The following is a 23,104-nucleotide window of genomic DNA, read 5'->3' as shown; positions in this document are numbered from 1 at the left end:
TACTCCGAGGGTACGGCCGGAACTCCCGCCACCCGGCCGTGCGGCACACCGGACCCACCGTCGATCTTTCAGCACTGGAAGATCGATCACTATCGGTCAGCGCGCGATGACGGGATAGGATCGGATGGATCGAACGGTGAACGGACGTGGGGGTCCACATGCGACTGACGGACCGGCCGGTCCTCATCGGAGTCGGCGTGACCGCGGTGCTTGCGGTCGCGATCACCGGCATCGTGCTGGCGTCCTCCGCGGACCGCACCGACCCGGCCGCCGCGCCGGGTGCCACCGCCTCCCCCACCACCGCCGCCGCGCCCGCACCGCAGCGCTCAGTGCTGCTGCCCGGCAAGCCCGGCGAGTCCGCGCAGGTGGTGCTGCCCACGGTGCCGACCGCAAACGCCGACATCCCCGGGGCGAACGAGCCGTGGAACCAGTCGGACGCCGACTTCCTGCGCGACATGATCCCGCACCACAGGCAGGCCGTCGAGATCTCCGGCCTGGCCAAGGGCCGAGCGTCGAACCCGCAGATCATCGCGCTGGCCGAGCGGATCGCGGTCACCCAGGCCGGCGAGATCAACGCCTACCGGGGCTGGCTCACCCAGCGCAACCTCGGCGAGTCCTCCGGCCACGACCACGCCACCATGCCCGGCATGCAGAGCCCCACCCGCATCGCCGAGCTGACCGCGCTCACCGGCGATGAGTTCGACCGCACCTTCGTCGAGATGATGAAGGACCACCACGGCGGCGCGATCGCCATGGCCGGCGAGGTCCTCACCACCGGCCAGGACCCGTGGGTCCGCCAGACCGCCACCTCCGTCGCCCACGAACAGGGCGTCGAGATCGACCGGATGAACTCCATCCTCGTCGGTTGAGATGCCCCGAGCCCGCCTGCGGCCTCACCGGCGAAGGGTCCGGCTTCCGCGCCGGCGCACCTACCCGGCAGCATCGACCGCATGACCACTTCGATCATCACGATCCTGGGCTGGGCCGGCGCAGGCGTCCTGCTGCTTGCCTATGCGCTGGTGTCCGCCAAGCGCCTGGCCGGTGACGGCTGGCAGTTTCAGCTGCTCAACCTGGCCGGCGGCCTCGCGCTGGCAATCAACTCGGCGTGGTCCGGCGCCTGGCCGTCCGCCGTCCTCAACATCGTCTGGGTCGCCATCGGCACTGTCACGATCGCCCGCATCGCGACCACCCGGCGCGCTGCGGCCACTCCACACTCCCCGGCCACTCCGGGATAGCGCGACCAGCCCGGGCACCGCGGCCGCTCCAGGGATCGCAGCCGTCCCAGGCATCGTCGGCGTCCCAGGCATCGCGGCCGTCCCAGACATCGCAGCCGTCCCAGACATCGCAGCCATCCACGCACCGTCGCCATCCCAAGCACCGCGGCCGCCCCAAGCGCTGTGGCCGTTCCAAGCACCGCGGCCATCCCACACACCGCGGCCGCTCCTGGCACAGCGGCCACCCCAGCCGCGTGGACTGCAAGATCCACGTGACTGCCGACTGAGCCTGGTCCCCGCCGCCTTTGCTCTGCTTACCTCCCGCGCGGCGCCCGAAAAATCACCTCATATGGACGCGCGGCAGTCTTGGTAAGCAGAGCAAAGGTGGGCCGGACGCGGCATGGGCCCGCTCCCGGAGGAGCGAGCCCATGCGTGGAAGGAAACTACGGCGTTACCGGTTCACCGCGTCACAGCGCGAAGCAGGCGCCCGGCTCGCGGTGGTCGACGACGTTCTTCACGCCGTCGTTGATCGGGGCGACCTTGTTGTACTCGCACTCCAGGCTGCCGGCGATCGTGTTACCCGAGATGACGACCGCGCCCGCGGTGTCGTGCACGTCCAGGTCGCCGGAGATGCGGTTGCCGGAGACCAGGACCTGCGCCAGCTCGTCGGCCCAGACGTTGCCCGCGATGCTGCTGTCGACAAGCGAGAACGTGCCGCCGCCGGTGACCCGGACCGAGCCCGCCACGGTGGCCTTGTAGGCCAGCAGCGTCGCGCCCTTCGACACCTCCACCTTGCCGCTGATCGTGCCGCCGTCGACGCAGGTGACGCCGGTCTTGGCGGTCACGCCGCGGGAGGCGTCACGAAGCACCGTGTCGCAGACCGGGTACTCCGGCTGCGTCTGCACGTTGAGGCCGGCGAACCGGACCGCCTTCGCGCTGTTCGTCCGCGGGTCGTCGAGCTTCAGCACGTCGAAGCCCTTGGCGATGTCGTTCGAGTAGATCAGGCCGTTGTAGTAGTACGCGGACCACGAGCCGCCGGTGATCGGCGTGGTGGTGCTGAGCGGGCCGCGCTCCCAGTAGCCGAGCTCCACCGGGTTAGCCGAGTCGGTGAAGTCCCAGACCGAGATGCCGCCCTGGTACCAGGCCTGGACCAGGATGTCGCGGCCCATCGCCGGGATGATCGAGCCGTTGTGCGCCACGCAGTTCTCGGTCATGGCGTTCTCACGCGGGATCTTGAAGTAGCTCTTGAACGTCAGCTTCCCGCCGGCCAGGTCGTAGACCGCGTCGGCGCCGCGGGTCGGGCCGGTCGTCGGGTTGCACTCCGCGGAGCCGCCGCCGCCCAGCTCGTCGGTGAAGATCACCTTGGTGCCGGCGTTGTTGAACGAGGCGGAGTGCCAGAACGCGAAGTTCGTCAGGTCGCGCACGCGCTCGGTAACCACAGGCACCTCGGGGTTCGAGATGTCGAGCAGGATGCCGTCACCCATGCAGGCGCCCGCCGCGATCTTCTTGGCCGGGAACGCGGTGATGTCGTGGCAGCCGCTCGTGGTGGAGCTGCCGTTGCCGCCCGGGTTGCCGCCGTCCGGGAACAGGTTCGGCTCGGAGATCACGGCGGCGGACGTGGGGGTCGCCAGCGGCACCTTGATGATCGAGATCGAGTCGTGCGGCGGCTGGCAGTCCGGGTACGTCGCGGACGGCGAGTACGACGAGATGTACAGGTACGCGTCCGTCTTGCCGGGGATCAGCGTGTGCGTGTGCGAGCCGCAGCTGGTCTCCACCGACTTGATGTACTTCGGCGCGGCCTTGTCGCTGATGTCGAAGATCTTGATGCCTTCCCACGACCCCTTCACGGAGGCCGAGGAGGCGGTGCTGTTGCACGAGTCGTCGCTGCGCGGCGCGTCCGTGGACACGAAGAGCAGGTCGCCGAGAACGGAGATGTCGTTCTGCCCGCCGGGGCAGAGCACCTCGGTCACCACGGCCGGCGCCGTCGGGACGGTGATGTCGTAGATGACGAAACCGTTGTAGTTGCCGGAGAACGCGTACTTCCCCTGGAACGCCAGGTCGGAGTTCAGCGAGTTGAACGCGGCCGACTTCGGCACGTTCGCCAACTGGGTGATGTTGTCGCTGGAGGCGATCTCGTCGACACCGGGTATCTCCGCGTAGGCGGCGGTCGGCGCCACGGCCACTGCCACCAGGGTGGCGGCGGCAGCGGCGAACCCGGCGAAGCCGAGCCTGCTCAACCCTCGTGGGGTTTGGCTGGTCATCTGGCCCTGCCCTTCGTTCGGGACGGCAAGCCGACTGCCGTCCCAGACATCGAAGCATTCAAAATCAGCGAACGCTACCCCGTTGTGAGGTTCCCGCCACCCTGCGTCCGGTACGCAACGGAAACGTCGCAATGGACAATCACGTTGGCTGATCTCTCGGTCAGCGCGAGGCCCTCGGCGGGACTCGGCGGAGATCCTCGCCGGGAGTGGTGGATGGGTTACTGTGCTCGAATGCGCGCACGTCTGTCCGACATCGCCCAGCAGGCGCAGGTCAGCGAGGCGACGGTGTCCCGCGTCCTCAACGACCGGCCGGGCGTCTCCACCGACACGCGCCAGGCCGTGCTCACCGCGCTCGACGTGCTGGGCTACGAGCGTCCCGCGCGCCTGCGCAAGCGAAGCGCGGGTCTGGTCGGGCTGATAGTGCCGGAGCTGAACAACCCGATCTTCCCGGCCTTCGCGCAGGAGATCGAGTCGAGCCTGGCCCAGACCGGGTACACGCCGGTGCTGTGCACGCAGACCCCAGGCGGCGTGACCGAGGACGAGTACGTGGAGATGCTTCTCGACCGCCAGGTCTCCGGCATCGTCTTCGTGTCCGGGCTGCACGCGGACACCACGTCGGACCGGGACCGCTACCGCCGGCTCACCAGCCGCCCGATGCCGATCGTGCTGATCAACGGGTACGCACCGGACATCGACGCGCCGTTCATCTCCTGCGACGACCGGGAGGCGGGCGAGCTGGCCGTGTCGCACCTGGTCGCACTCGGCCACCGGCGGATCGGCTTCATCTCCGGCCCGTCCCGGTTCACGCCGGTGCAGCGCAAGATCGACGGTTACCGCGCGGCCATGAAGCGCCTGGTCGGCAGCTCCGGCGCGGAGCTTGACGCGCTCATCTCACTGTCGCTGTTCGGCGTGGAGGGCGGCGACGCGGCCTCCACGAAGCTGCTTGACGCGGGCGCCACCGCGATCATCTCCGGCTCGGACCTGATGGCGCTTGGCGCGGTGCGGGCGGCGCGTCGGCGCGGGCTCTCCGTCCCGGGCGACCTGTCCGTGGTCGGCTTCGACGACTCGCCGCTTACCGCGTTCACCGACCCGCCGCTGACCACGCTCCGCCAGCCGGTGAACCCGATGGCCGTGGCCGCGGTACGCGCGCTTGTCGACGAGATCAACGGCCACGCGGCGCCGCGCTCGGAGTACGTGTTCCGCCCCGAGCTGGTGGTCCGGGGCTCCACCGCGGCGGTTCGCGCCACTCTCGCCGTACCCGCGTGATCTGGTTTCGGTTCTGGGAGGCCCGGGTACAGCAGGGATCCGTGAGTACGGACGGGCCCCTTGTGGTGGGGGGTTGGTGTGTGTCGAAGGCCCCGTGAGCGTCAGCTCCGGGGCCTTTACCCTGCGGCAGTGAGTCAGACCGGCAGTCGCGCCGCGATCCGCTACCAATCTCCCGGTGCCACCGGTCAGACCGGCAGTCGCGCCGCGATCCGCTTCATACCTGCTTTGATCTCGGCCGGCGTCGGCGGTTCCGATGACTCCAGGTGCTCGTGGTCGTGGTCGTGCTCGTCGAGCATCCCGTCCAGCCCGGTGTCGCCGAAGCTCTCGTCGCCGAGCTGCGGCGGCTCCTCCTCGGCCAGGCGGCGTGCCTTCTCGATCTCGTCGCGGACCTCGCTCACGGCCGTCGACGGCAGCAGCGGCTCGACCACGGCCATCAGCTGCTCGTCCGCCACCACCGCCTCGGCAAGCGACAGCGCGTGCTGGCGTTCGTACGGCCCGCAGACCACCGGCTCCCACTCGTCGTCGTCCGACAGCGGCCCGAACGTGATGATCCACGGCAGGTCGAGCGTGGGCGAGTCGTCCGGCAGGTCAAGCGTTACCAAAGCCCCCATGCGCCCCATCATGCCAATTGCGGGGCGTCGCCGTCATGGTTCTCCACGGGGCCGCCGGAGTAGTCCCAGACCTTGCCGTGCGGGCTGGTCGCGGCCCAGGCGGCGGCGAAGAGCAGCACCCGGTTGAGCGCGTAGAGGTAGACAAGCAGCCCGACCGCGCCGGTGACCACCGTGTACGCCGGATTGTGCTGGGCGAGCCCGATGATGTAGCGGCCCACCGAGTTCAGCAGCGTAACGCCGATGCCGACCTGAAGCACCGGCGGCGTCACCCGGCGCATGGTCATCCGCAGCCGGGGCACCGCGACAAGCAGTGCGGCGCCGAGAAGCATGTTCAGCAGCAGCTGCATCAGCCAGGCGTAGGCGGTCTTCAGGAAACCAAGCCCGCCGGCCAGCCAGTCGATCAGGCCCTCGAGCGCGTCCACCGCCGCGATCGACGCGGCAAGCATGACCAGGATGCCGAGCAGCACGCCCAGGTCGACAAGCCGCCGGATCACCAGGTTGCCGGGCTGCTGTTCCAGATTCCAGATCAGCCGCTGCGAGGAGCGGATCGCCTCCACCCAGCCGATGCCGGAGAAGAGCAGCCCGACCAGGCCGATCAGGCCGACCCGGCCGCGGCTGTCCAGGATCGCGTTCGGGTCGATGATCTGCATGTTCTGCGACAGGTAGTGCCGCACCGCGTCGAACAGGTCCAGGTTGAAACTGAGCAGGAAACCGAAGACGGAGTACGCCAGCAGGCCGATCGCGAACAGCGCGAAGAACGAGTAGTACGCGAGCGCGGCGGCGCACCGGCCGGCCTGCACCTGGTTGTACCGCTCCTGAGCCAGCCAGAAGTGGTTGAAGATCCGGTTGGCCCGCCGGGCGCGGTCGATGACGTCATCGATGGCCTGCAGGAACCGGCCGAACACGTCGCCTCCGGACCTAACGCAGCGGGAAGTCGCGCCGGGGCTGCCAGGCGCCTTCGCCACCGTGCAGGAACAGCGTGAACGCGTCCACCTCGAACCGCGCCTCGAAGTCCGCCAGGTCCTCGTAGGCCGCGTCGAGCGCCTCGGCCGGCACGTCCTGGGCGATCGTGACGTGCGGGTGGTACGGGAACTTCAGCTGCCGGTCGATGTCCTCGGCCGCCGCGATCGCCGAGGCCAGCCGCTCACACTCGCCGATGCCGGTGGCGACCGCGACGAACACCACCTGGGTCAGCGGCCGGAACGTACCGGTGCCGCGCAGGTGCAGCTCGAACGACGGGTGCGCGGACGCGACGGCCGCCAGGTGCTTCTCGATCGCCGGCAACGCGTCCGCGTCGACCTCGGTCGGGCCGAGCAGCGTCACGTGCGCGGGCACGAACGCGGCCTGCGGGTCGCCGGCGATCGCCCGGCGCTCGGTGAGCTCACGCCCCCACGGCTCCGGGATGTCGACGGCGACGCCGACCTTGGTGGTGCGCGGCACCTAGGCCTTCCCCGCCAGGAAGCCGATGCGCTCGTACGTTGCCGCGAGCGTGGTGGACGCGATCTCCCGCGCCTTCACCGCGCCCTCGGCGAGCACCTTGTCCAGCTGGGCCGGGTCGTCCAGGTAGGCCTTGGTGCGTTCCTGGATCGGCGTGACGAAGTCGACCACCACAGCGGCCAGGTCCTTCTTCAGGTCGCCGTAGCCCTTGCCGTCGTACGCCGTGGTCAGGTCCTCGATCGACCGCCCGGTGAGCGCGGAGTAGATGGTGAGCAGGTTGGAGATGCCCGGCTTGTGCTCCGGGTCGAAGACGATGTCGCGGCCGGTGTCGGTGACCGCCGACTTGATCTTCTTGCCGGACCGGGCCGGCGTCTCCAGCAGCTCGATGATGCCGTTCGGCGAGGAGGCCGACTTCGACATCTTCGCGGTCGGCTCCTGCAGGTCGGTGATCTTCGCGGTGTCCTTGACGATGAACGGCTGCGGGACCGTGAACGTCGCGCCGTACCTGTGGTTGAAGCGCTGCGCCAGGTCGCGGGTCAGCTCCAGGTGCTGCCGCTGGTCCTCGCCGACCGGCACCGCGTCCGCCTGGTAGAGCAGGATGTCCGCGGCCTGAAGGATCGGGTACGTGAACAGGCCGACCGAGGTGCTGTCCGCCCCCTGCTTGCCCGACTTGTCCTTGAACTGGGTCATCCGGCCGGCCTCGCCGAAGCCGGTCAGGCAGTTCATCACCCAGGCCAGCTGCGCGTGCTCGGGCACGTGCGACTGCACGAAGAGCGTGCACTTCTCCGGCTCCAGGCCGATCGCGAGCAGCTGGGCGGCGGAGACGCGGGTGCGCTGGCGCAGCACCGCGGGGTCCTGCGCGACAGTGATCGCGTGCAGGTCGACCACGCAGTAGAACGCGTCGTGCGAGTCCTGCAGCGGCACCCAGTTACGCAGCGCACCCAGGTAGTTGCCGAGGTGGAACGAGTCGGCGGTCGGCTGAATGCCGGAGAGCACCCGGGGACGCGGCGTTTCAGACATGGACACCATTCTGTCAGCGCCTCGGGAACCTTGTCACACAGGTATGGGTCGTACTCTGCGTGGAGAGAGTAGGTTGAAGCTTCAACTATCTTGATCCGACGACGCCGGGAGGCCACGGTTGTTGGCAGAACGCGACGAGGGAGTCGGCCGCGAGTCGGCACGCGACGAGGACGAGCGCGCGCTCACGGAGATCTACCACGCCTGCTACCGGCGGCTCGTGACCCAGGTCTACGCCTTCACCACCGATCTGACCGAGGCGCAGGACGTCGTCCAGGAGGCGTTCGCCCGCGCGCTGGCCCGGCCGGGGACGCTCACCTCGCTCGACAATCCGGAGGCCTGGCTGCGTACCGTGGCGATCAATGTGGTCCGGCGCCGCTGGCGACGCCGGAAACTGCTCGACACGATCCTGCTCCGGGACCGCCCGCTGGTCGAGGCCGTCACGCCGCCACCCGGCCCGGAACGGCCGGACGTGCACGCGGCGCTGGCCCGGATCCCGGCCGGCTATCGCCAGGTGATCACGCTTCACTACTTCGCCGACCTGCCGGTCGAGGAGATCGCCCAGCTCCTCGACCTGCCCACCGGCACTGTCAAGTCCCGCCTCCACCGGGGCCGGGCCGCGATGTCCGAACTGCTCGCCGACTACCCCGGACACGCACCGGAGCAGACTCCGGAGAAAACCGAGACAATGCAGAAACCAGCGACGGTACGACGCCGGCCCGCGCCCCTGACCGGCCCGGTCTCCGCGGCGGGGGTGGAGGTGGTCCGTGCCGGCTGAGGAGCCCTCCCTGGACGCTCGGCTCGACGCCGCCCGCAACGACATGCTGGGCCGGATCGACCAGCCTCCACTGGGCGCCCTGCGCGCCCGGGCGCACGCCCACCGCGCCCGGCGCCGACGCATCGCCACCGCCGCGGTCGCCACGCTCGCCGTGCTGACCGGCGGCGCGGTCGCGCTGCGCCCGCAGCTCGGCGGCAACGACACCCCGGACGGGGGTACGCCGATCGCCGCAGTGCCGGTGCCGGCGAGCCCGTCGGCGCCGCCCTCGACAGTCACCGGGGCCGGCATCTCCCTGACCGGCCTGGACCGGGACGCGCGCGTCACCGACCTGCCCGGCCGGATCGGCCAGGTCGCGTTCGTGGATCGGCAGACCGGCTACCTGCTCAACGACTGCGCCGGCGACAGCTCCTGCGCGCGCACGCTGGCCCGCACCACCGACGGCGGCCGGACGTGGGAGCTTGACGAGATCCACACCGACCTGGAGATCACCGAGCTGAACGCGTTCCCCGGCGGCACCGTGGTGCTCAGCTCCGCCACCGAGTCGCTCGTCTCGCAGAACTCCGGACGGAACTGGGCGCAGGTACCGGACGAGGGCACCTCGACGAACTCGCTCACCGCCGGCGACATGCTGTGCCGCAAGGAGCAGGGCGGCGCGTTCAAGACCGCCGCGCTCTCCACCGGCGGCCGCGCGGTGGCTCTCTCCTCCCAGCCGGCGATGGACGTGCGCTGGGTCGCCCCGGCCGCCAGCGCGTCCGGCGCCTGGTGGGTGGCGGGCGTCGGCCCGTTCGGCAAGGCCGCGGTCGCGGTCACCCACGACTCCGGCCAGAGCTGGAAGCCGGCCATGTTCGAGGTCCGTGACGTCGGCGGCATCTCGGTCGCGGTCCGCGCCTCCGAGGTCTACGTGCTCATCACCGGCGAGGGCGGCGGGCTGACCGGCGTCTTCCACTCCACCGACGGCGGCGGCACGTTCACGCCGACCCGCGCCACGGCCGGTGCCGGCGATCCGGTGTCGGTCTCCGGCGAGGCCGTACCGCTGCCGGACGGCCGCCTGCTGATCGCGGGCGCCGGTGCGACCTGGTGGGTCAGCTCCGATCACGGCGCCACGTTCACGAAGCTGGCCGGCTCGCTCCCGGCCGTGGGCGCGCTACGCCGGACCGCGGCCGGCTGGGTCGCGGACAACCTCTACGGCGCGGGCTACGTCGCCTTCTCCACCGACGGCGTGGACTGGCAGAAACTCTGGATCAAGTAGCCGCTGCTGATTTCCGCACATAACGGGCCTGCACCGGTGCGGTACCGGCCCGCTTTGCTCTGCTTACCTAACCAAAACGGACATCGCCGCGCCGCCGCGTCGTCGCGTCGCCGCGTCGCCGCATCGCCGCGCCGCCGGGTAAGCAGAGCAAAGCGGCGCCGCACGTCTCCCGCACCCGCCCCAGTCGATCAAGGACAGCGCAGAACGGCCCCGGGCGATCGCCCGGGGCCGTCACCACGTGGGTGGATCAGAGGCGTCGTGCGCCCGGCGCCGCGGTGGCCACGAACGTGGTCGGCGCCGTGAACGCACGGCCCGCGTAGGCCTTCTCCACCGCGATCCGGACCTCGTCCGCCGCGGACGTCTCGACGAGTGCCAGCACGCACCCGCCGAAGCCGCCCCCGGTCATCCGCGCGCCGTACGCGCCGGCCTCCAACGCCGCCGAGACCGCCAGGTCCACCTGCTCGACGGTGATCTCGAAGTCGTCGCGCATGGACGCGTGCGACGCGGTCATCAGCGGGCCGATGCCGCGCACGTCGCCGGCGCGCAGCAGCTCGACAGTGCGAAGCACCCGATCGTCCTCGGTGACGATGTGCCGGGTCCTGCGGCGCAGCACGTCGTCGTCCAGGCGGGCGAGCGCCGCGTCCAGGCCGTCGAGCGGCACGTCGCGCAGGGCGGGCACGCCGAGCGCCGCCGCGGCCGCCTCGCAGCTGGTGCGGCGCGCCGCGTACTCGCCGTCGACGAGCTGGTGCGGCGCGTTGCTGTTGATCACCAGGATGGCGAGACCAGCCGAGGCCAGGTCGAACGGGATGTGCTCGACCTCAAGCGACCGGCAGTCCAGGAACAGCGCGTGGCCCTCGCGGCAGCGGATCGACGCGGACTGGTCCAGGATGCCGCTCGGCATACCGACGTACCTGTTCTCGCCGAGCTGCGCGATCGCGGGCCGCTCCTCGACCGGCACGTCCAGGCCGCCCAGGTCCACAAGCGCGCCGAGCACCGCGGACTCCAGCGAGGCGGAGGAGGACAGGCCGGCGCCGAGCGGGACGTCGGAGGTGATCGCCATCCGCGCGCCCGGCACGTCGTACCCACGCTCGCGCAGTGCCCAGACGACCGAGGCGACGTAGGCGCCCCAGCCGGAGACGCCACCGGGCGTGAGGTCGTCCACGGTGAAGCGGATGGTCTCGCCGTTCAGCGCGGACCAGGCCTCCCAGACGCCGGCCTCGCCGGGCGCGGCCGCCACCTCGGTGCGCTGCGGGATCGCGAAGGGCAGCACGAACCCGTCGTTGTAGTCGGTGTGCTCGCCGATCAGGTTCACCCTGCCCGGCGCCGCCCAGGTGCCTTCCGGCGTACCGGAGAAGATCGACGTGAAGTGGTGAGCCGCTGACCCGCTCATGCCACGTGCTCCCGGTAGAACGTCCACGCGTCGCCGATCATCGCCTGGAGCGTCGGCTTGGCCGGGACCCAGCCCAGCTCCGCGCGTGCCTTCTCGGACGACGCGACAAGGGTCGCCGGGTCGCCGTCGCGGCGCGGCGCGACCTCGACCGGCAGCTCCGCGCCGGTGACCTCGCGGACCGCCACCGCCACCTCGCGGTTGGAGAAGCCCTGGCCGTTGCCGAGGTTGTAGAACCGGTGCTCGCCCGGCGCGGAGCTCTCCAGCGCCAGCAGGTGCGCGCGGGCCAGGTCCTCGACGTGGATGTAGTCGCGCACGCAGGTGCCGTCCGGCGTCGGGTAGTCGTCGCCGAAGAGCGTGAGCTTCTCCCGCTGACCGGCCGCGACCTGCAGCGCGATCGGGATCAGGTGCGTCTCCGGGTCGTGCTTCTCGCCGATCGCGATGTCGTCGTTGATGTAGGCGCCGGCGACGTTGAAGTAGCGCAGCGACGTGACGCCGAGCTTGTGCGCGAACGCCTCGGAGGTCAGCGCCATGTCGAACGCGAGCTTGGTCGCGCCGTAGGTGCTTGTCGGAAGCGTCACCGCGGTCTCGGTGATCGGGATCTCGGTCGGGTTGCCGTAGCAGGCGGCCGTGGAGGAGAAGACGAACCGGGGCACGCCGGCCGCGCGGACCGCATCGAGCAGCGCGAGCGACCCGACCACGTTGTGCTGCCAGTACAGCTCCGGCTTGATCATCGACTCACCCGCGGCGATCAGCCCGGCGAAGTGCAGCACCCCGTCGAACCCGGACCCGGGCGTGAGCACCCGGGCCGCGTCAGTGATGTCGGCTTGGATGAACGTGGCGTCCCGGGCGACCGACTCGGCGTGGCCGGTGATCAGGCTGTCGAGGACTGTCACCTCGTGCCCGGCGTCGAGCAGCAGCCGGCTGACGACGCTGCCGATGTATCCGGCGCCGCCGGTGACGAGCAATTTCACGTCCGTGGCCTCCTAGAGTGGTGTGCTACCCACCATAGTTCCACCAGAATCGCTCAAAGGTCAACAGATTCAAACATCGCGAGGGTACGAAAAAGGGCCGCCACCCGGACGGCCCCTTCATCGTGCGTGGTGCTCAGCTCGCCTCGCGGATGATCCCGGCGGCGACCGTGCGGTTCGTGGTCTCGTCGATCAGGATGAACCCGCCGGTGGTGCGATTGCGCCGGTACTCGTCCGCGAGCAACGGCACCGTGGTGCGCAGCCGAACCCGGCCGATCTCGTTGAGCCGCAGCTCGGTCGCGCCCTCGTTGCGGTGAAGCGTGTTCACGTCGATCTGGTACTGCAGGCCGCGCACCACTGCCCGCGCGGTCCGGGTGGTGTGCTTGATCGCGTACTTGCCACCCACGGTGAGCGGCCGCGTCTCGTCCATCCAGCAGATCATGGCCTCGATGTCCTGGGCCGCGTTCGGCTGGTTGTGCGGGCGGCAGATCAGGTCGCCGCGCGAGATGTCGATCTCGTCCTCCAGCCGCACCGTCACCGACATCGGCGGGAACGCCTGCGCGACCGGGCCGTCAGCGGTGTCGATCGACGCGATCTTCGAGGTGAGGCCAGACGGCAGCACCATCACGTCGTCGCCCGGCTTCAGCACGCCGGACGCGACCTGACCGGCGTAGCCGCGGTAGTCGGTGACAGTTGTCGATTGCGGGCGGATCACGTACTGCACCGGGAAACGCACGTCGACCAGGTTGCGGTCGGACGCGATGTGCACGCGCTCCAGGTGGTGCAGCAGCGACGGCCCGTCGTACCACGGCGTCTTCTCGGACCTGGTGACGATGTTGTCGCCGTGCAGCGCGGAGATCGGGACGACCGAGAGGTCCGGCGCGTCGAGCTTCGCCGCGAACGAGGTGAACTCGTCCGCGATCCGGTCGTAGACCGCCTGGTCCCAGTCGACCAGGTCCATCTTGTTCACGCACAGGACCAGGTGCGGCACGCGCAGCAGCGAGCACAGGAACGCGTGCCGCCGGGACTGCTCGACAAGGCCCTTCCGCGCGTCCACAAGGATCAGCGCCAGGTCGGCGGTGGAGGCGCCGGTGACCATGTTCCGCGTGTACTGGATGTGCCCGGGGGTGTCCGCGATGATGAACTTCCGCCGCGGCGTGGAGAAGTACCGGTACGCGACGTCGATAGTGATGCCCTGCTCCCGCTCGGCCCGCAGGCCGTCGGTGAGCAGCGCCAGGTTGGTGTACTCGTCGCCGCGCGCCGCCGAGACCGCCTCGACGGCCTCCAGCTGGTCGGTGAAGAGCGACTTGGTGTCGTAGAGCAGGCGGCCGATCAACGTGGACTTGCCGTCGTCCACCGAGCCGGCGGTGGCGAACCGGAGCAGATCCACGGTGCGGGTGTCGTCCGCGGCCGGAGCAGGTGCCGTCATGGTCTAGAAGTAACCTTCCCGCTTGCGGTCTTCCATCGAGGCCTCGCTGACCCGGTCATCGCCCCGGGTCGCGCCGCGTTCGGTCAGGCGGGTGGCCGCGACCTCGGCGATGACCTTGTCCACCGTGTCCGCGTCCGACTCGACGGCCGCGGTCAGCGAGGCGTCGCCGACCGTCCGGTACCGCACCCGCTTGGTGATGATCTCCTCGCCCTCCCGGGCGTGCAGGTACTCGTTCACCGCGTAGAGCATGTTGTCCCGGACGACCACGTCGCGGTCGTGCGCGTAGTAGATCGACGGCAGGTCGATCTTCTCCCGCTCGATGTACCGCCAGATGTCCAGCTCGGTCCAGTTGGAGAGCGGGAACACCCGGATCGACTCACCGGCCTGGTGGCGGCCGTTGTAGAGCGACCACAGCTCGGGCCGCTGGTTCTTCGGGTCCCACTGGCCGAAGTCGTCGCGGAACGAGAACATCCGCTCCTTGGCCCGTGCCTTCTCCTCGTCCCGGCGGGCGCCGCCGAACAGCGCGTCGAACCGGTACTTTTCCTGCGCGGCGAGCAGCACCGGCGTCTGGATCCGGTTGCGGGTGCCGTCGGCCGGCTCCCGGACCGTCCCGGAGTCGATCGCCTCCTGCACGGACGCGACCACCAGGTTCAGCCCGAGCTGGGCGACGCGCCGGTCCCGGTACGCCAGCACCTCCGGGAAGTTGTGGCCGGTGTCCACATGCATGACCGGGAACGGGATGCGCGCGGGCGCGAACGCCTTCTCCGCGAGGCGCAGCATCACGATCGAGTCCTTGCCACCGGAGAAGAGCAGCGCCGGGCGCTCGAACTCGGCGACCACCTCGCGCATCACGAAGATGCTCTCCGCCTCCAGGGCGTCGAGGTGCGACACCCGGTACGTCGGCTGGGTCATGCCTCGTCCCTCATCCCGAACTCTCCTATTTCCCGACCAATCCGGTCGGTCAAGTGCTGAAAGCTGACCATCACGGTACCTGGAGATGTCCGCTCAGTGCCGAAAGCAACCGAGGAGCGAGATCCTTGCGGCACACCACCAGGTCCGGAAGGCGGGGGTCGGCGCCGTTATATTCCAGCGCAGATCCATCGACGCGGCTAGCGTGCAGGCCCGTGGCCGTCGCCACAGCCACCGGCGCGGCCGAGTCCCACTCGTACTGGCCGCCCGCATGCACGTACGCGTCGACCTCCCCGCCGATCACCGCGGCGATCTTCGCGCCGGCCGAGCCCATCGGCACCAGCTCCGCGCCGATCTCCTCGGCCAGCGCGCTCAGGAACGCCGGCGGCCGGGAGCGGCTCGCCGCCAGCCGCAGCCTGCCCCCGGTGGCGGACGCGACAGGCATCGGCGGGTACGCCGGCGGGTGGTCGGTGGCGATCACCCGGTGCTGGGCCGGGAGCGCCACCGCGCCGGCGGCAAGCCGGTTCGGGTGGGCGCAGTCGGCGCACCAGAGCGCCACGTGCACGGCCCAGTCCGCGCGGTCCTCCTCGGAGAACTCGCGCGTGCCGTCCAGCGGGTCGATGATCCACACCCGCTTCGCGTCCAGCCGGGCGCCACCCGTACCCCGGGCGTCTTCCTGCTCTTCGGAGAGCACCGCGTCGGCCGGGCGCCAGCGGGCCAGCTCGGACATCAGGAAGTCGTGCGCCCGCTTGTCGCCGGCCGCCTTGAGCGCGGCCGGGTCGTCGTGGCCGAGCTCCGCGCGCACCTCCATCAGCATCTGACCGGCGCGACCGGCCAGCCACCTGGCGAACGCGCCGTCGATGACCGGCGGGCTCACCGCCGCGGGCTCGCGGCGCTGCCCGGCCAGGGGCGCCCGCTCGGCCACCCCACCGCTCTGACTCTCACCCATGCCTCGTCCACCATTCGCTTTCTCCGGCAGGCCACGTGCTCGCCTCCGGCAGGCTCAGTAGGCGCCCGAGGAGCGGGCCACCACGGCCACCGTACGCAGCAGGATCGTCAGATCCAGTGACAGCGACCAATTCTCCACATAGCTGAGGTCCAGCCGGACCGCCTCGTCCCAGGTGAGGTCGGAGCGTCCGGAGACCTGCCACAGCCCGGTCATCCCGGGTTTGACCACCAGACGGCGCCGGGCGTCGTCCGGGTACGCGGCGACCTCGGCCGGTAACGGCGGCCTCGGCCCCACAAGCGACATCTCCCCGCGCAGCACGTTGATCAGCTGCGGGAGCTCGTCCAGGGAGAGCCGGCGCAGCCAGCGGCCGACCGGCGTGACCCGGGGATCGTCACGGATCTTGAAGAGCACACCGTCGTGCTCGTTGAGGTGGCGGAGCTCGGCGAGCCGGGCCTCCGCGTCCGGGTACATGCTGCGGAACTTGTACATGACGAACGTGCGCCCGTCCCGTCCGATACGTACCTGGCGGAAGAATACCGGCCCGGGTGAGCTCCATCGCACGGCGGCGGCCAGCCCGAGCAGCACCGGCGCGCTCATCAGCAGCAGCGCGGCCGCGCCGGCCCGGTCGACGATCTCCTTCACCACCCGGGTGGCGCCGTCAAGTCGCGGGTGGTCGACGTGAAGCATCGGCAGGCCGTCCACCGGGCGCACAGTGGTCCGCGAGCCGGCCACGTCGATGAGCGCGCTGGCCACGATCAGGTCCGCCTCGTTGCGCTCAAGCCGCCAGGCCAGCCGGCGCAGTGCCTGGCCGTCAAGCTCCGGGCAGCTCAGCACGATCACTGTGTCCGCGCCGGCCGCGTCCACCGCCTCGGCCACGTCGTCGAACGTGCCGTAGACCGGCAGGCCGACCGCGCCGTCGTGCCGCGGCGGCAGGCAGGCGCCGACCACCTCGTACCCGTGATAGCGCTCGCGGCGCAGCTGCCGGCTCATGTGGATCACCGCGAGCTCGTGGCCGACCAGGATCACCCGGCGCATGCAGTGACCCCGGGCGCGCGCCACGTGCAGCCGCTTGCGCAGCAGGAAGCGGACCGAGACGGCGGCCGCGGTGGCGACCGGCAACGCCATCAGCACGTAGGAGCGGGCCAGCGGCAGCTCAAGCGCGTACGAGACGATCGCGGCCGCCGCGGTGAGCCCGAGCCCGGCCCGGATCACCCGCTGGTACTCGTCGATGCCAACGTAGAGGTAGCGGCGCTCGTAGCAGCGCCCGACCGCCAGCACCGCGATCAACGCGACCGGCAGCAGCACGGAGAGCAGCGCGTACACCTGGTTCCGGGCGGTGACCACCTGGCCGAAGCGAAGCGCGAACGCGAGCGCGCCGGCGAGCACGCCGACCACGAGGTCCGCGGCGAGCAGGTGCCTGACGTAGCGGCCCTCCCAGCCGTACCGCCGGGAGGCGGCCGCGTGCCGGCCCGGTGTGCGCCGCAGCGGGCGCGGGCGGTCCGGGACGGCAGGCGGCAGGTCGGACACCGGGCTCACCGGCGCGACCGTGCGGTCGAACTCCTCCTGGATCCGCTTCATCGACACCGTGGCCGCCGGGTCGTCCCAGTCAAGCGGCGCCCGGGGCGGCGGAGCCGGCGACTCCGGGGGATGGACCTCCTCGACCAGGATGCCGTCCGGGGTGACCCGGTAGAGCACCGGCCAGGTGGCGTCCGCGTCGCGCACCCGCCCCTGCTCCACCGTGCCTCACCCCCGCAGCCTGCGTGACGGGCTCGGCTCTACCGGCCCGCCCCGGTGACCAACGGAGTACTGATGGCCACGACACGGCTCAGCAAGGGTGGACATATGCGGTCGAAGCGGGCATCAGCTCCCGTGGAAGACGTTCTGCGCGGGCTCCAGGCCCTTCTCGACGATCATCTCGGTGAAGTCCGCCGCGCGGTCCACCAGGAACTCGAGTTCCTTGCGCTCGGCGCCGGAGAAGTCGGAGAGGACGTAGTCCGCCGGGTCCTGACGGCCGGGCGGACGGCCCACGCCGAACCGCACACGCGCGTACTCCTTGGTCGCGAGCGACTTGGAGATCGAGCGCAGGCCGTTGTGGCCGCCCTCGCCGCCGCCGCGCTTCGCCCGCAGCTCGCCGTACGGGATGTCCAGCTCGTCGTGGACCGCGATCACATGCTCGACCGGGATCTTGTAGAACTGGGCAAGCGCCGCGGCCGGGGCGCCGGAGAGGTTCATGTAGGTGAGCGGCTTCGCGAGCACCAGCCGCGGGCCGCCGATGCCGAGCCGGCCCTCGGCCACGTCCGCCACGGCGCGCTTGTGCCTGCCGAACTTTCCGCCGGTCCGCTTCGCCAGCAGGTCGGCGATCATGAAACCGACGTTGTGCCGGTTCCCCGCGTACTCCTTGCCGGGATTGCCGAGGCCCACGATCAGCCAGGGCGCGTCATCGATGGAGATCTCGTCGGCCATGGGCTCCTCCTGAGGTGTGGGCTACTCGCGATGAAGGCGCCCGCCCCACACCGGGACGGGCGCCTCACGACGAAAGCGGAGCAGCTACTCCATCGGCCTGTGGAACCAGGCCGTAAGCGAATGGTGAATTACTCAGCCGCGGCCTCGGCCGACTCCTCAGCGGTGTCGCCGGAGTCGCCCTCCAGCTCGGCGGCGGTCGGCGCGGCGGTGATGTTCGCCAGGACCAGCGACGGGTCCGCGATCAGCTCGGTGCCCTCCGGCAGCTTGACGTCGCCCGCGGTGACCTGCGTGCCGGCCTCGAGGCCCTCGATCGAGACCTCCAGGGTCTCCGGCAGGTGCAGCGCCTCGGCGGACACGGAGAGCGTGTCGTTCTCGTGCTGGATCAGCGTGTTCTTGGCGGCCTCGCCGGTCAGCACGATGCGGATGTCGACGGTGACCTTCTCGCCGCGCTTCACGATGATCAGGTCGATGTGCTCGAACGTGTCCTTGATCGGGTCACGCTGGATGGCCTTGGCGAGCGCCAGGATCGGGCTGCCGCCCGTGACGTCGATCGCGAAGACCTGGTTGGCGCCACCGTGCCGGATAGCGGCGGCGAACTCACGGGCGGGGAGCGCGATGTGCTGCGGCTTCTCGCCGTGCCCGTACAGCACGGCGGGGACCTTGCCGGCACGGCGAGTACGGCGGGCGCCGCCCTTGCCGAACTCGGTGCGAAGCTCGGCGCTGATCTTTACCTCGGACACGGAAGTAACTCCTGATGCTTTCGTCGGGCTCGTGTGCGATGCTCACCCGATCAAGACCGGATGAAGTGGCTGCGGTGCCGGGCGAGAGGGGCGCGCTGGGCGCGGGGCCCGAGGCTCTCGAACGAGCCCGGAACACCGCGTCGATCACGATGCCTCCGTGCGGCCAGTGCTTCGTCAGCAGCGGCCCGCAGGGCACCCTCGCCGTGGCAACCTGACCAGTCTACCCACGGCGTTTCGCCACCCCGACGTGACCCCCGCTCCTCCACACCCCCCGGCTGGTCACAGCCGCGTGCGCCACAGGACTCCGTCGCCGGTCGGGGCTACCCGACCGGCGATGGTCCTATCAGAGCTTCCGCCCACCAGTTGACACCATCAGCAACAAACGGCGGAGGGTTTTGACCAGGAAAAACGGGTCGAAACCTAGGAAAGCCCCCCGAACAGCGTGGTCACCGAGCCATCGTCGAAGACCTCGCGGATGGCCCGCGCCAGCAGCGGCGCGATCGACAGCGTGGTGATCTTGTCGAGCTGCTTCTCCGGCGTCAGCGGCAACGTGTTGGTGATGACGATCTCGCTGATCGGGCCGTTCTTCAGCCGCTCGGTGGCCGGGTCGGACATCAGCGCGTGCGTCGCCGCCACCACGATGTCCGCCGCTCCCGACTCGTGCAGGATCTCCGCGGCCTTCGCGATCGTGCCGCCCGTGTCGATCATGTCGTCGACGATCAGGCAGACCCGGCCCTCCACGTCACCGACCACCCGGTTCGCCACCACCTGGTTCGGCTTCAGCGGGTCCCGGGTCTTGTGGATGAACGCCAGCGGGCAGCCGCCAAGCCGGTCCGTCCAGCGCTCCGCGACCCGCACCCGGCCGGAGTCCGGCGCGACCACGGTCATCGGGCGGCCCTCGTACTTCTGCTCGATGTAGGACGCGAGGATGTCCATGGCGAACAGGTGGTCGACCGGGCCGTCGAAGAAGCCCTGGATCTGCGCGGTGTGCAGGTCCACGGTGAGGATCCGGCTGGCGCCTGCGGTCTTCAGCAGGTCCGCCACCAGACGGGCCGAGATCGGCTCCCGGCCGCGGTGCTTCTTGTCCTGCCGCGCGTACGGGTAGAACGGCAGCACCACGGTGATCCGCTTGGCCGACCCCCGCTTCAGCGCGTCGACCATGATCAGGGTTTCCATCACCCAGCGGTTGACGCCCTCGGTGATCGACTGGACGACGAACGCGTCCGACCCCCGGACCGACTCATTGAATCGCACGAAGATCTCGCCGTTCGCGAACTCGTACGAGTCTGACGGAGTCGGCGCGATCCCCAGGGTCTTGCCGATCTCCTGCGCGAGCTCAGGGAACCCCCGGCCGCTGAAGAGCATCAGGCTCTTACGGTTCTCCGCGACGATACTGCCCATCGGCGTAACGCTCCCCGATCGAGGGTGTGTGGTCACCGGCGGACGTCATCGTCGCCAGCAGATGCAGTATCTCCCCGTCAGCTGTCCGATCCATCGGGGTCTGCAACCTCGTTAGAAGCCTCACCCTGGCTTGCGCGAGCCCTGCCAGCGGCTTCGGCTGCCGGAGTGCCGGCCCGCCGGCGCTCCACCCAGCCCTCAATATTGCGCTGACGGCCCCGGGCGACACCGAGCGCACCCGCGGGAACATCCTCCGTGATCGTGGAGCCCGCTGCCGTGTAGGCACCGTCACCGATGGTGACCGGCGCGACGAACGTGTTGTCCGAGCCGGTCTTCGCGTGCGAGCCGACCACCGAGCGGGACTTCTTCACACCGTCGTAGTTGACGAACACGGTGGCCGCGCCGATGTTGCTCTGCTCGCCGATCGTCGCGTCACCCACGTACGACAGGTGCGGCACCTTGCTCCCGGCGCCGATCTCCGAGTTCTTCGTCTCGACGAACGTGCCGACCTTCGCCCGGTCGTGAAGCGTCGACTTCGGGCGCAGGTACGCGTACGGCCCCACGCTCGCCCCGGCCCCGATCGACGACTCCACCGCGTGCGCGCGCAGCACTGTCGCGCCCGCGCCCACGCTCGTGTCGACAAGCGTCACGTCCGGCCCGACCGTCGCGCCGGCCGCCACGGACGACGTACCCCGGATCTGGGTGTTCTGGTCGATGACCGCGTCAGGTGCGACGCTCGCCGTGATGTCGACCCAGGTGGTCGCCGGGTCCAGGATCGCGACGCCGGAGCGCATCAGCGCGGTGTTGATCCGGTCGCGCAGCCGGGCGCGCAGCCCGGCCAGCTCCACCCGGTCGTTGCAGCCGAGCGTCTCCTCCGCGTTCGCCGCGACGTGCACGCCGACCGGCTCGCCCGCGGCCGCGAGCAGCCCAAACACGTCGGTCAGGTACTCCTCGCCCTGGTCGTTGTCGGTGGAGAGCTTGCCGAGCGTGGTCCGCAGCGTCGCGGCGTCGAACGCGTAGATGCCGGCGTTGACCTCAGTGATCAGGCGCTCGGCCTTGGACGCGTCCCGCTCCTCGACGATCCGCTCCAGCCCACCGTCCGCGGCCCGCACGATCCGGCCCAGCCCGATCGGGTCGGCCACGGACGCGGCCAGCACCGTCGCGGCCGCGCCGGCGGTCTCGTGCGCCTCGATCAGCGCGGACACGGTCTCGGCGCGCAGCAGCGGCACGTCGCCGTTAAGCACCACCACGGTGCCGGCCAGCGAGGCTTCAAGCGACTCCAGCGCGATGCGCACCGCGTGCCCGGTGCCGTTCTGCCGCTCCTGGCGGACCGTCTGCGCGGCCGGCGCGATCTCGGCCAGATGGTTCGGCACCGCGTCGCCGCCGTGGCCCACGACGACAAGCGTGCGGTCCGCTCCGGCGGAGGTGGCGGCGGCCAGCACATGGCCGACGAGCGTGCGGCCGAGCAGCGGGTGCAGGACCTTGGGAAGGCTTGACTTCATCCGCTTGCCCTCGCCGGCGGCGAGAACGATGACGGTGCGGGGCCGGGCCTGGCTCACGAGGATGCTCCGATTCAGGCGGTAGCGGGGTTGCGGCCCCATGCTAGGCCAGACGGCGCGACCGGGCCGGACTTCCCCCAGTCGCCAATCGGACGACGCCCTCGTTCGGTACAGAGATCGGTACGGTGCTCGGCCGCTAGGACTCGAACCTAGAATGTCGGGACCAAAACCCGAAGTGTTGCCAATTACACCACGGCCGATCGCGATGCCCCGTCAGCCTAGCGCCTTCCGCCACCCGCGCGGAATCGACATTGCCGCCGCAGTGGATCGCCGTGACCCCGATCGCCTCGGAATGATCCGGTGCGCCGTTCCTGGCAGGATGACGGGATGGCCGACGACATGCACGGCGATCACGCACGGCCGGTCACTCCCCCGAAGAGCCCCCGCGTGCGGATGTCCGCCGCCCAGCGCCGTGAGCAGCTGATCGTGATCGGCCGCCAGCTCTTCGCGGAGCGCGGCTTCGACGCCACCTCGATCGAGGAGGTCGCCGCCCGCGCCAAGGTCTCCAAGCCCGTCGTCTACGAGCACTTCGGCGGCAAGGAGGGCCTCTACGCCGTCGTCATCGACCGCGAGGTCCGCGCGCTGCTCGACCGCATCACCACCGCGCTCACCGCCGGCCACCCCCGCGAGCTGCTCGAACAGGCCGCGCTCGCGCTCCTCGACTACATCGAGGAGGAGACCCACGGCTTCCGGGTGCTGACCCGCGAGTCCCCACTGCTCACCGCCGCCGGCAGCTTCTCAAGCGTGATGAACGACGTCGCCCACCAGGTCGAGCACATCCTCGGCGCCGAATTCAAATCCCGGGGGTACGACCCGAAGCTCGCGGAGCTGTACTCGCAGGCGCTTGTCGGCATGGTCGCGCTTGTCGGCCGCTGGTGGCTCGAGGTCCGCAAGCCCCGCAAGGAGGTGGTCGCCGCCCACCTGGTCAACCTCTCCTGGAACGGCCTCTCCAACCTGGACGCGAAGCCCACCCTCATCACCCGCCCGGGAAAATAACCCCTCTTCCCGCTCACGCCGTGGTCCGGCCCGCCTGCTCCCGACTCTGTCGCCCATTCGCGTGCGGCGGTCTGAGGCCTCACGATCGAAGGCTGGCATCGAGGCCGGGAGTGTGACGGTTTGTTCCGGCTGATCGGCGGTCCCGCGGCACGCGGGCGCAGCACGGTCATCATCTAAGCGGCGGCCGGTCAGGGCGGCTGCGGTCCGGGCAGTCACGGTCAGGACGATCGCGGTCAGGACGATCGCGGCCTGGGCGGACGCGGCCTGGACGGACGCGGCCTGGGCGGACGCGGCCTGGGCGGACGCGGCCTGGACGGACGCGGCCTGGACGGACGCGGCCTGGGCGGACGCGGCCTGGACGGACGCGGCCTGGGCGGACGCGGCCTGGGCGGACGCGGCCTGGGCGGACGCGGCCTGGGCGGACGCGGCCTGGGCGGACGCGGCCTGGGCGGACGCGGCCTGGGCGGACG

20 protein-coding genes, 1 tRNA gene and 1 pseudogene are annotated in these 23,104 nt (G+C 70.4%); 6 read left to right on the top strand and 16 right to left on the bottom strand.

What is annotated here, in order from left to right:
- The first annotated feature begins 158 nt into the window (after window positions 1-158).
- Both ACIA8K_RS39875 and ACIA8K_RS39870 read left to right on the top strand, forming a co-directional pair.
- Window positions 159-869 (top strand): DUF305 domain-containing protein, encoded by a 711-nt coding sequence (locus tag ACIA8K_RS39875; RefSeq protein WP_396068701.1) that lies wholly within the window; start codon window positions 159-161, stop codon window positions 867-869.
- Window positions 870-950: 81 nt separating this feature from the next.
- Window positions 951-1,235 carry a hypothetical protein gene (locus ACIA8K_RS39870; RefSeq protein ID WP_396068700.1) on the top strand — a complete coding sequence of 95 codons (285 nt, stop codon included), beginning with the start codon at window positions 951-953 and terminating at the stop codon, window positions 1,233-1,235.
- 872 nt (window positions 1,236-2,107) lie between these two features.
- On the opposite strand, the pseudogene ACIA8K_RS39865 reads toward ACIA8K_RS39870, so the two are convergent.
- Window positions 2,108-3,475 (bottom strand): annotated as a pseudogene (locus ACIA8K_RS39865) (LVIVD repeat-containing protein); the annotation flags it as partial.
- 213 nt (window positions 3,476-3,688) lie between these two features.
- Here ACIA8K_RS39865 and ACIA8K_RS39860 point away from each other — a divergent pair.
- Window positions 3,689-4,741 (top strand): LacI family DNA-binding transcriptional regulator, encoded by a 1,053-nt coding sequence (locus tag ACIA8K_RS39860; RefSeq protein WP_396068699.1) that lies wholly within the window; start codon window positions 3,689-3,691, stop codon window positions 4,739-4,741.
- Between the two features lie 185 nt (window positions 4,742-4,926).
- Here ACIA8K_RS39860 and ACIA8K_RS39855 read toward each other — a convergent pair whose 3' ends face one another.
- The 4 genes from ACIA8K_RS39855 to trpS are packed head-to-tail and all read right to left on the bottom strand — an operon-like array spanning window position 4,927 to window position 7,809.
- Window positions 4,927-5,352 (bottom strand): hypothetical protein, encoded by a 426-nt coding sequence (locus ACIA8K_RS39855; protein WP_396068698.1) that lies wholly within the window; start codon window positions 5,350-5,352, stop codon window positions 4,927-4,929.
- An 8-nt stretch (window positions 5,353-5,360) separates the two neighbouring features.
- Entirely contained in the window at window positions 5,361-6,257 is an 897-nt protein-coding gene (locus tag ACIA8K_RS39850) for a YihY/virulence factor BrkB family protein (protein WP_396068697.1), read from the bottom strand.
- Between the two features lie 13 nt (window positions 6,258-6,270).
- Window positions 6,271-6,792 (bottom strand): 2'-5' RNA ligase family protein, encoded by a 522-nt coding sequence (locus ACIA8K_RS39845; RefSeq protein ID WP_396068696.1) that lies wholly within the window; start codon window positions 6,790-6,792, stop codon window positions 6,271-6,273.
- Window positions 6,793-7,809 carry a tryptophan--tRNA ligase gene (trpS, locus tag ACIA8K_RS39840; RefSeq protein WP_396068695.1) on the bottom strand — a complete coding sequence of 339 codons (1,017 nt, stop codon included), beginning with the start codon at window positions 7,807-7,809 and terminating at the stop codon, window positions 6,793-6,795.
- A 118-nt stretch (window positions 7,810-7,927) separates the two neighbouring features.
- On the opposite strand from trpS, the gene ACIA8K_RS39835 reads away from it, so the two are divergent.
- A complete protein-coding gene (locus ACIA8K_RS39835) occupies window positions 7,928-8,584 on the top strand; it encodes an RNA polymerase sigma factor (protein ID WP_396068694.1) in 657 nt (218 codons plus the stop codon).
- Window positions 8,574-9,833 (top strand): hypothetical protein, encoded by a 1,260-nt coding sequence (locus ACIA8K_RS39830; RefSeq protein ID WP_396068693.1) that lies wholly within the window; start codon window positions 8,574-8,576, stop codon window positions 9,831-9,833. The genes ACIA8K_RS39835 and ACIA8K_RS39830 overlap by 11 nt, the downstream gene beginning before the upstream one ends.
- A 247-nt stretch (window positions 9,834-10,080) precedes the next feature.
- Here the strand turns inward: ACIA8K_RS39830 and galK are convergent, their stop codons facing one another.
- The 11 genes from galK to ACIA8K_RS39775 form a co-directional block, all read right to left on the bottom strand.
- The gene (gene galK, locus ACIA8K_RS39825; RefSeq protein WP_396068692.1) at window positions 10,081-11,223 is read right to left on the bottom strand and encodes a galactokinase; all 1,143 of its coding nucleotides are present in this window, start codon (window positions 11,221-11,223) and stop codon (window positions 10,081-10,083) included.
- A complete protein-coding gene (galE, locus tag ACIA8K_RS39820; RefSeq protein WP_396068691.1) occupies window positions 11,220-12,194 on the bottom strand; it encodes a UDP-glucose 4-epimerase GalE in 975 nt (324 codons plus the stop codon). Before galE ends, galK begins: the two co-directional genes overlap by 4 nt.
- A 133-nt stretch (window positions 12,195-12,327) precedes the next feature.
- On the bottom strand, window positions 12,328-13,620 hold the full coding sequence (gene cysN / locus ACIA8K_RS39815) for a sulfate adenylyltransferase subunit CysN (RefSeq protein WP_396068690.1): 1,293 nt from the start codon (window positions 13,618-13,620) through the stop codon (window positions 12,328-12,330).
- A 3-nt stretch (window positions 13,621-13,623) separates the two neighbouring features.
- Window positions 13,624-14,532 (bottom strand): sulfate adenylyltransferase subunit CysD, encoded by a 909-nt coding sequence (gene cysD, locus ACIA8K_RS39810; RefSeq protein WP_396068689.1) that lies wholly within the window; start codon window positions 14,530-14,532, stop codon window positions 13,624-13,626.
- Between the two features lie 70 nt (window positions 14,533-14,602).
- The gene (locus tag ACIA8K_RS39805; protein ID WP_396068688.1) at window positions 14,603-15,478 is read right to left on the bottom strand and encodes a 3'(2'),5'-bisphosphate nucleotidase CysQ; all 876 of its coding nucleotides are present in this window, start codon (window positions 15,476-15,478) and stop codon (window positions 14,603-14,605) included.
- Between the two features lie 54 nt (window positions 15,479-15,532).
- A complete protein-coding gene (locus ACIA8K_RS39800; RefSeq protein WP_396068687.1) occupies window positions 15,533-17,215 on the bottom strand; it encodes a sugar transferase in 1,683 nt (560 codons plus the stop codon).
- A 123-nt stretch (window positions 17,216-17,338) separates the two neighbouring features.
- Window positions 17,339-17,941: an aminoacyl-tRNA hydrolase gene (pth, locus tag ACIA8K_RS39795; RefSeq protein ID WP_396068686.1), complete on the bottom strand. Its 603-nt coding sequence runs from the start codon at window positions 17,939-17,941 to the stop codon at window positions 17,339-17,341.
- A gap of 128 nt (window positions 17,942-18,069) precedes the next feature.
- On the bottom strand, window positions 18,070-18,681 hold the full coding sequence (locus ACIA8K_RS39790; RefSeq protein ID WP_396068685.1) for a 50S ribosomal protein L25/general stress protein Ctc: 612 nt from the start codon (window positions 18,679-18,681) through the stop codon (window positions 18,070-18,072).
- 420 nt (window positions 18,682-19,101) lie between these two features.
- A complete protein-coding gene (locus ACIA8K_RS39785; protein WP_396068684.1) occupies window positions 19,102-20,082 on the bottom strand; it encodes a ribose-phosphate diphosphokinase in 981 nt (326 codons plus the stop codon).
- A 77-nt stretch (window positions 20,083-20,159) separates the two neighbouring features.
- Window positions 20,160-21,638, bottom strand: coding sequence for a bifunctional UDP-N-acetylglucosamine diphosphorylase/glucosamine-1-phosphate N-acetyltransferase GlmU (gene glmU / locus ACIA8K_RS39780; protein WP_396068683.1), 1,479 nt, complete (start codon window positions 21,636-21,638; stop codon window positions 20,160-20,162).
- A 128-nt stretch (window positions 21,639-21,766) separates the two neighbouring features.
- Window positions 21,767-21,838, bottom strand: a tRNA-Gln gene (locus ACIA8K_RS39775).
- Window positions 21,839-21,965: 127 nt separating this feature from the next.
- Here ACIA8K_RS39775 and ACIA8K_RS39770 point away from each other — a divergent pair.
- Window positions 21,966-22,634 carry a TetR/AcrR family transcriptional regulator gene (locus tag ACIA8K_RS39770; RefSeq protein ID WP_396068682.1) on the top strand — a complete coding sequence of 223 codons (669 nt, stop codon included), beginning with the start codon at window positions 21,966-21,968 and terminating at the stop codon, window positions 22,632-22,634.
- Window positions 22,635-23,104 lie beyond the last annotated feature (470 nt).

It is taken from the genome of Catenuloplanes sp. NPDC051500, from assembly GCF_044454585.1.
Lineage (GTDB): Bacteria > Actinomycetota > Actinomycetes > Mycobacteriales > Micromonosporaceae > Catenuloplanes.
This window is presented reverse-complemented; position numbering and strand designations above follow the sequence as displayed.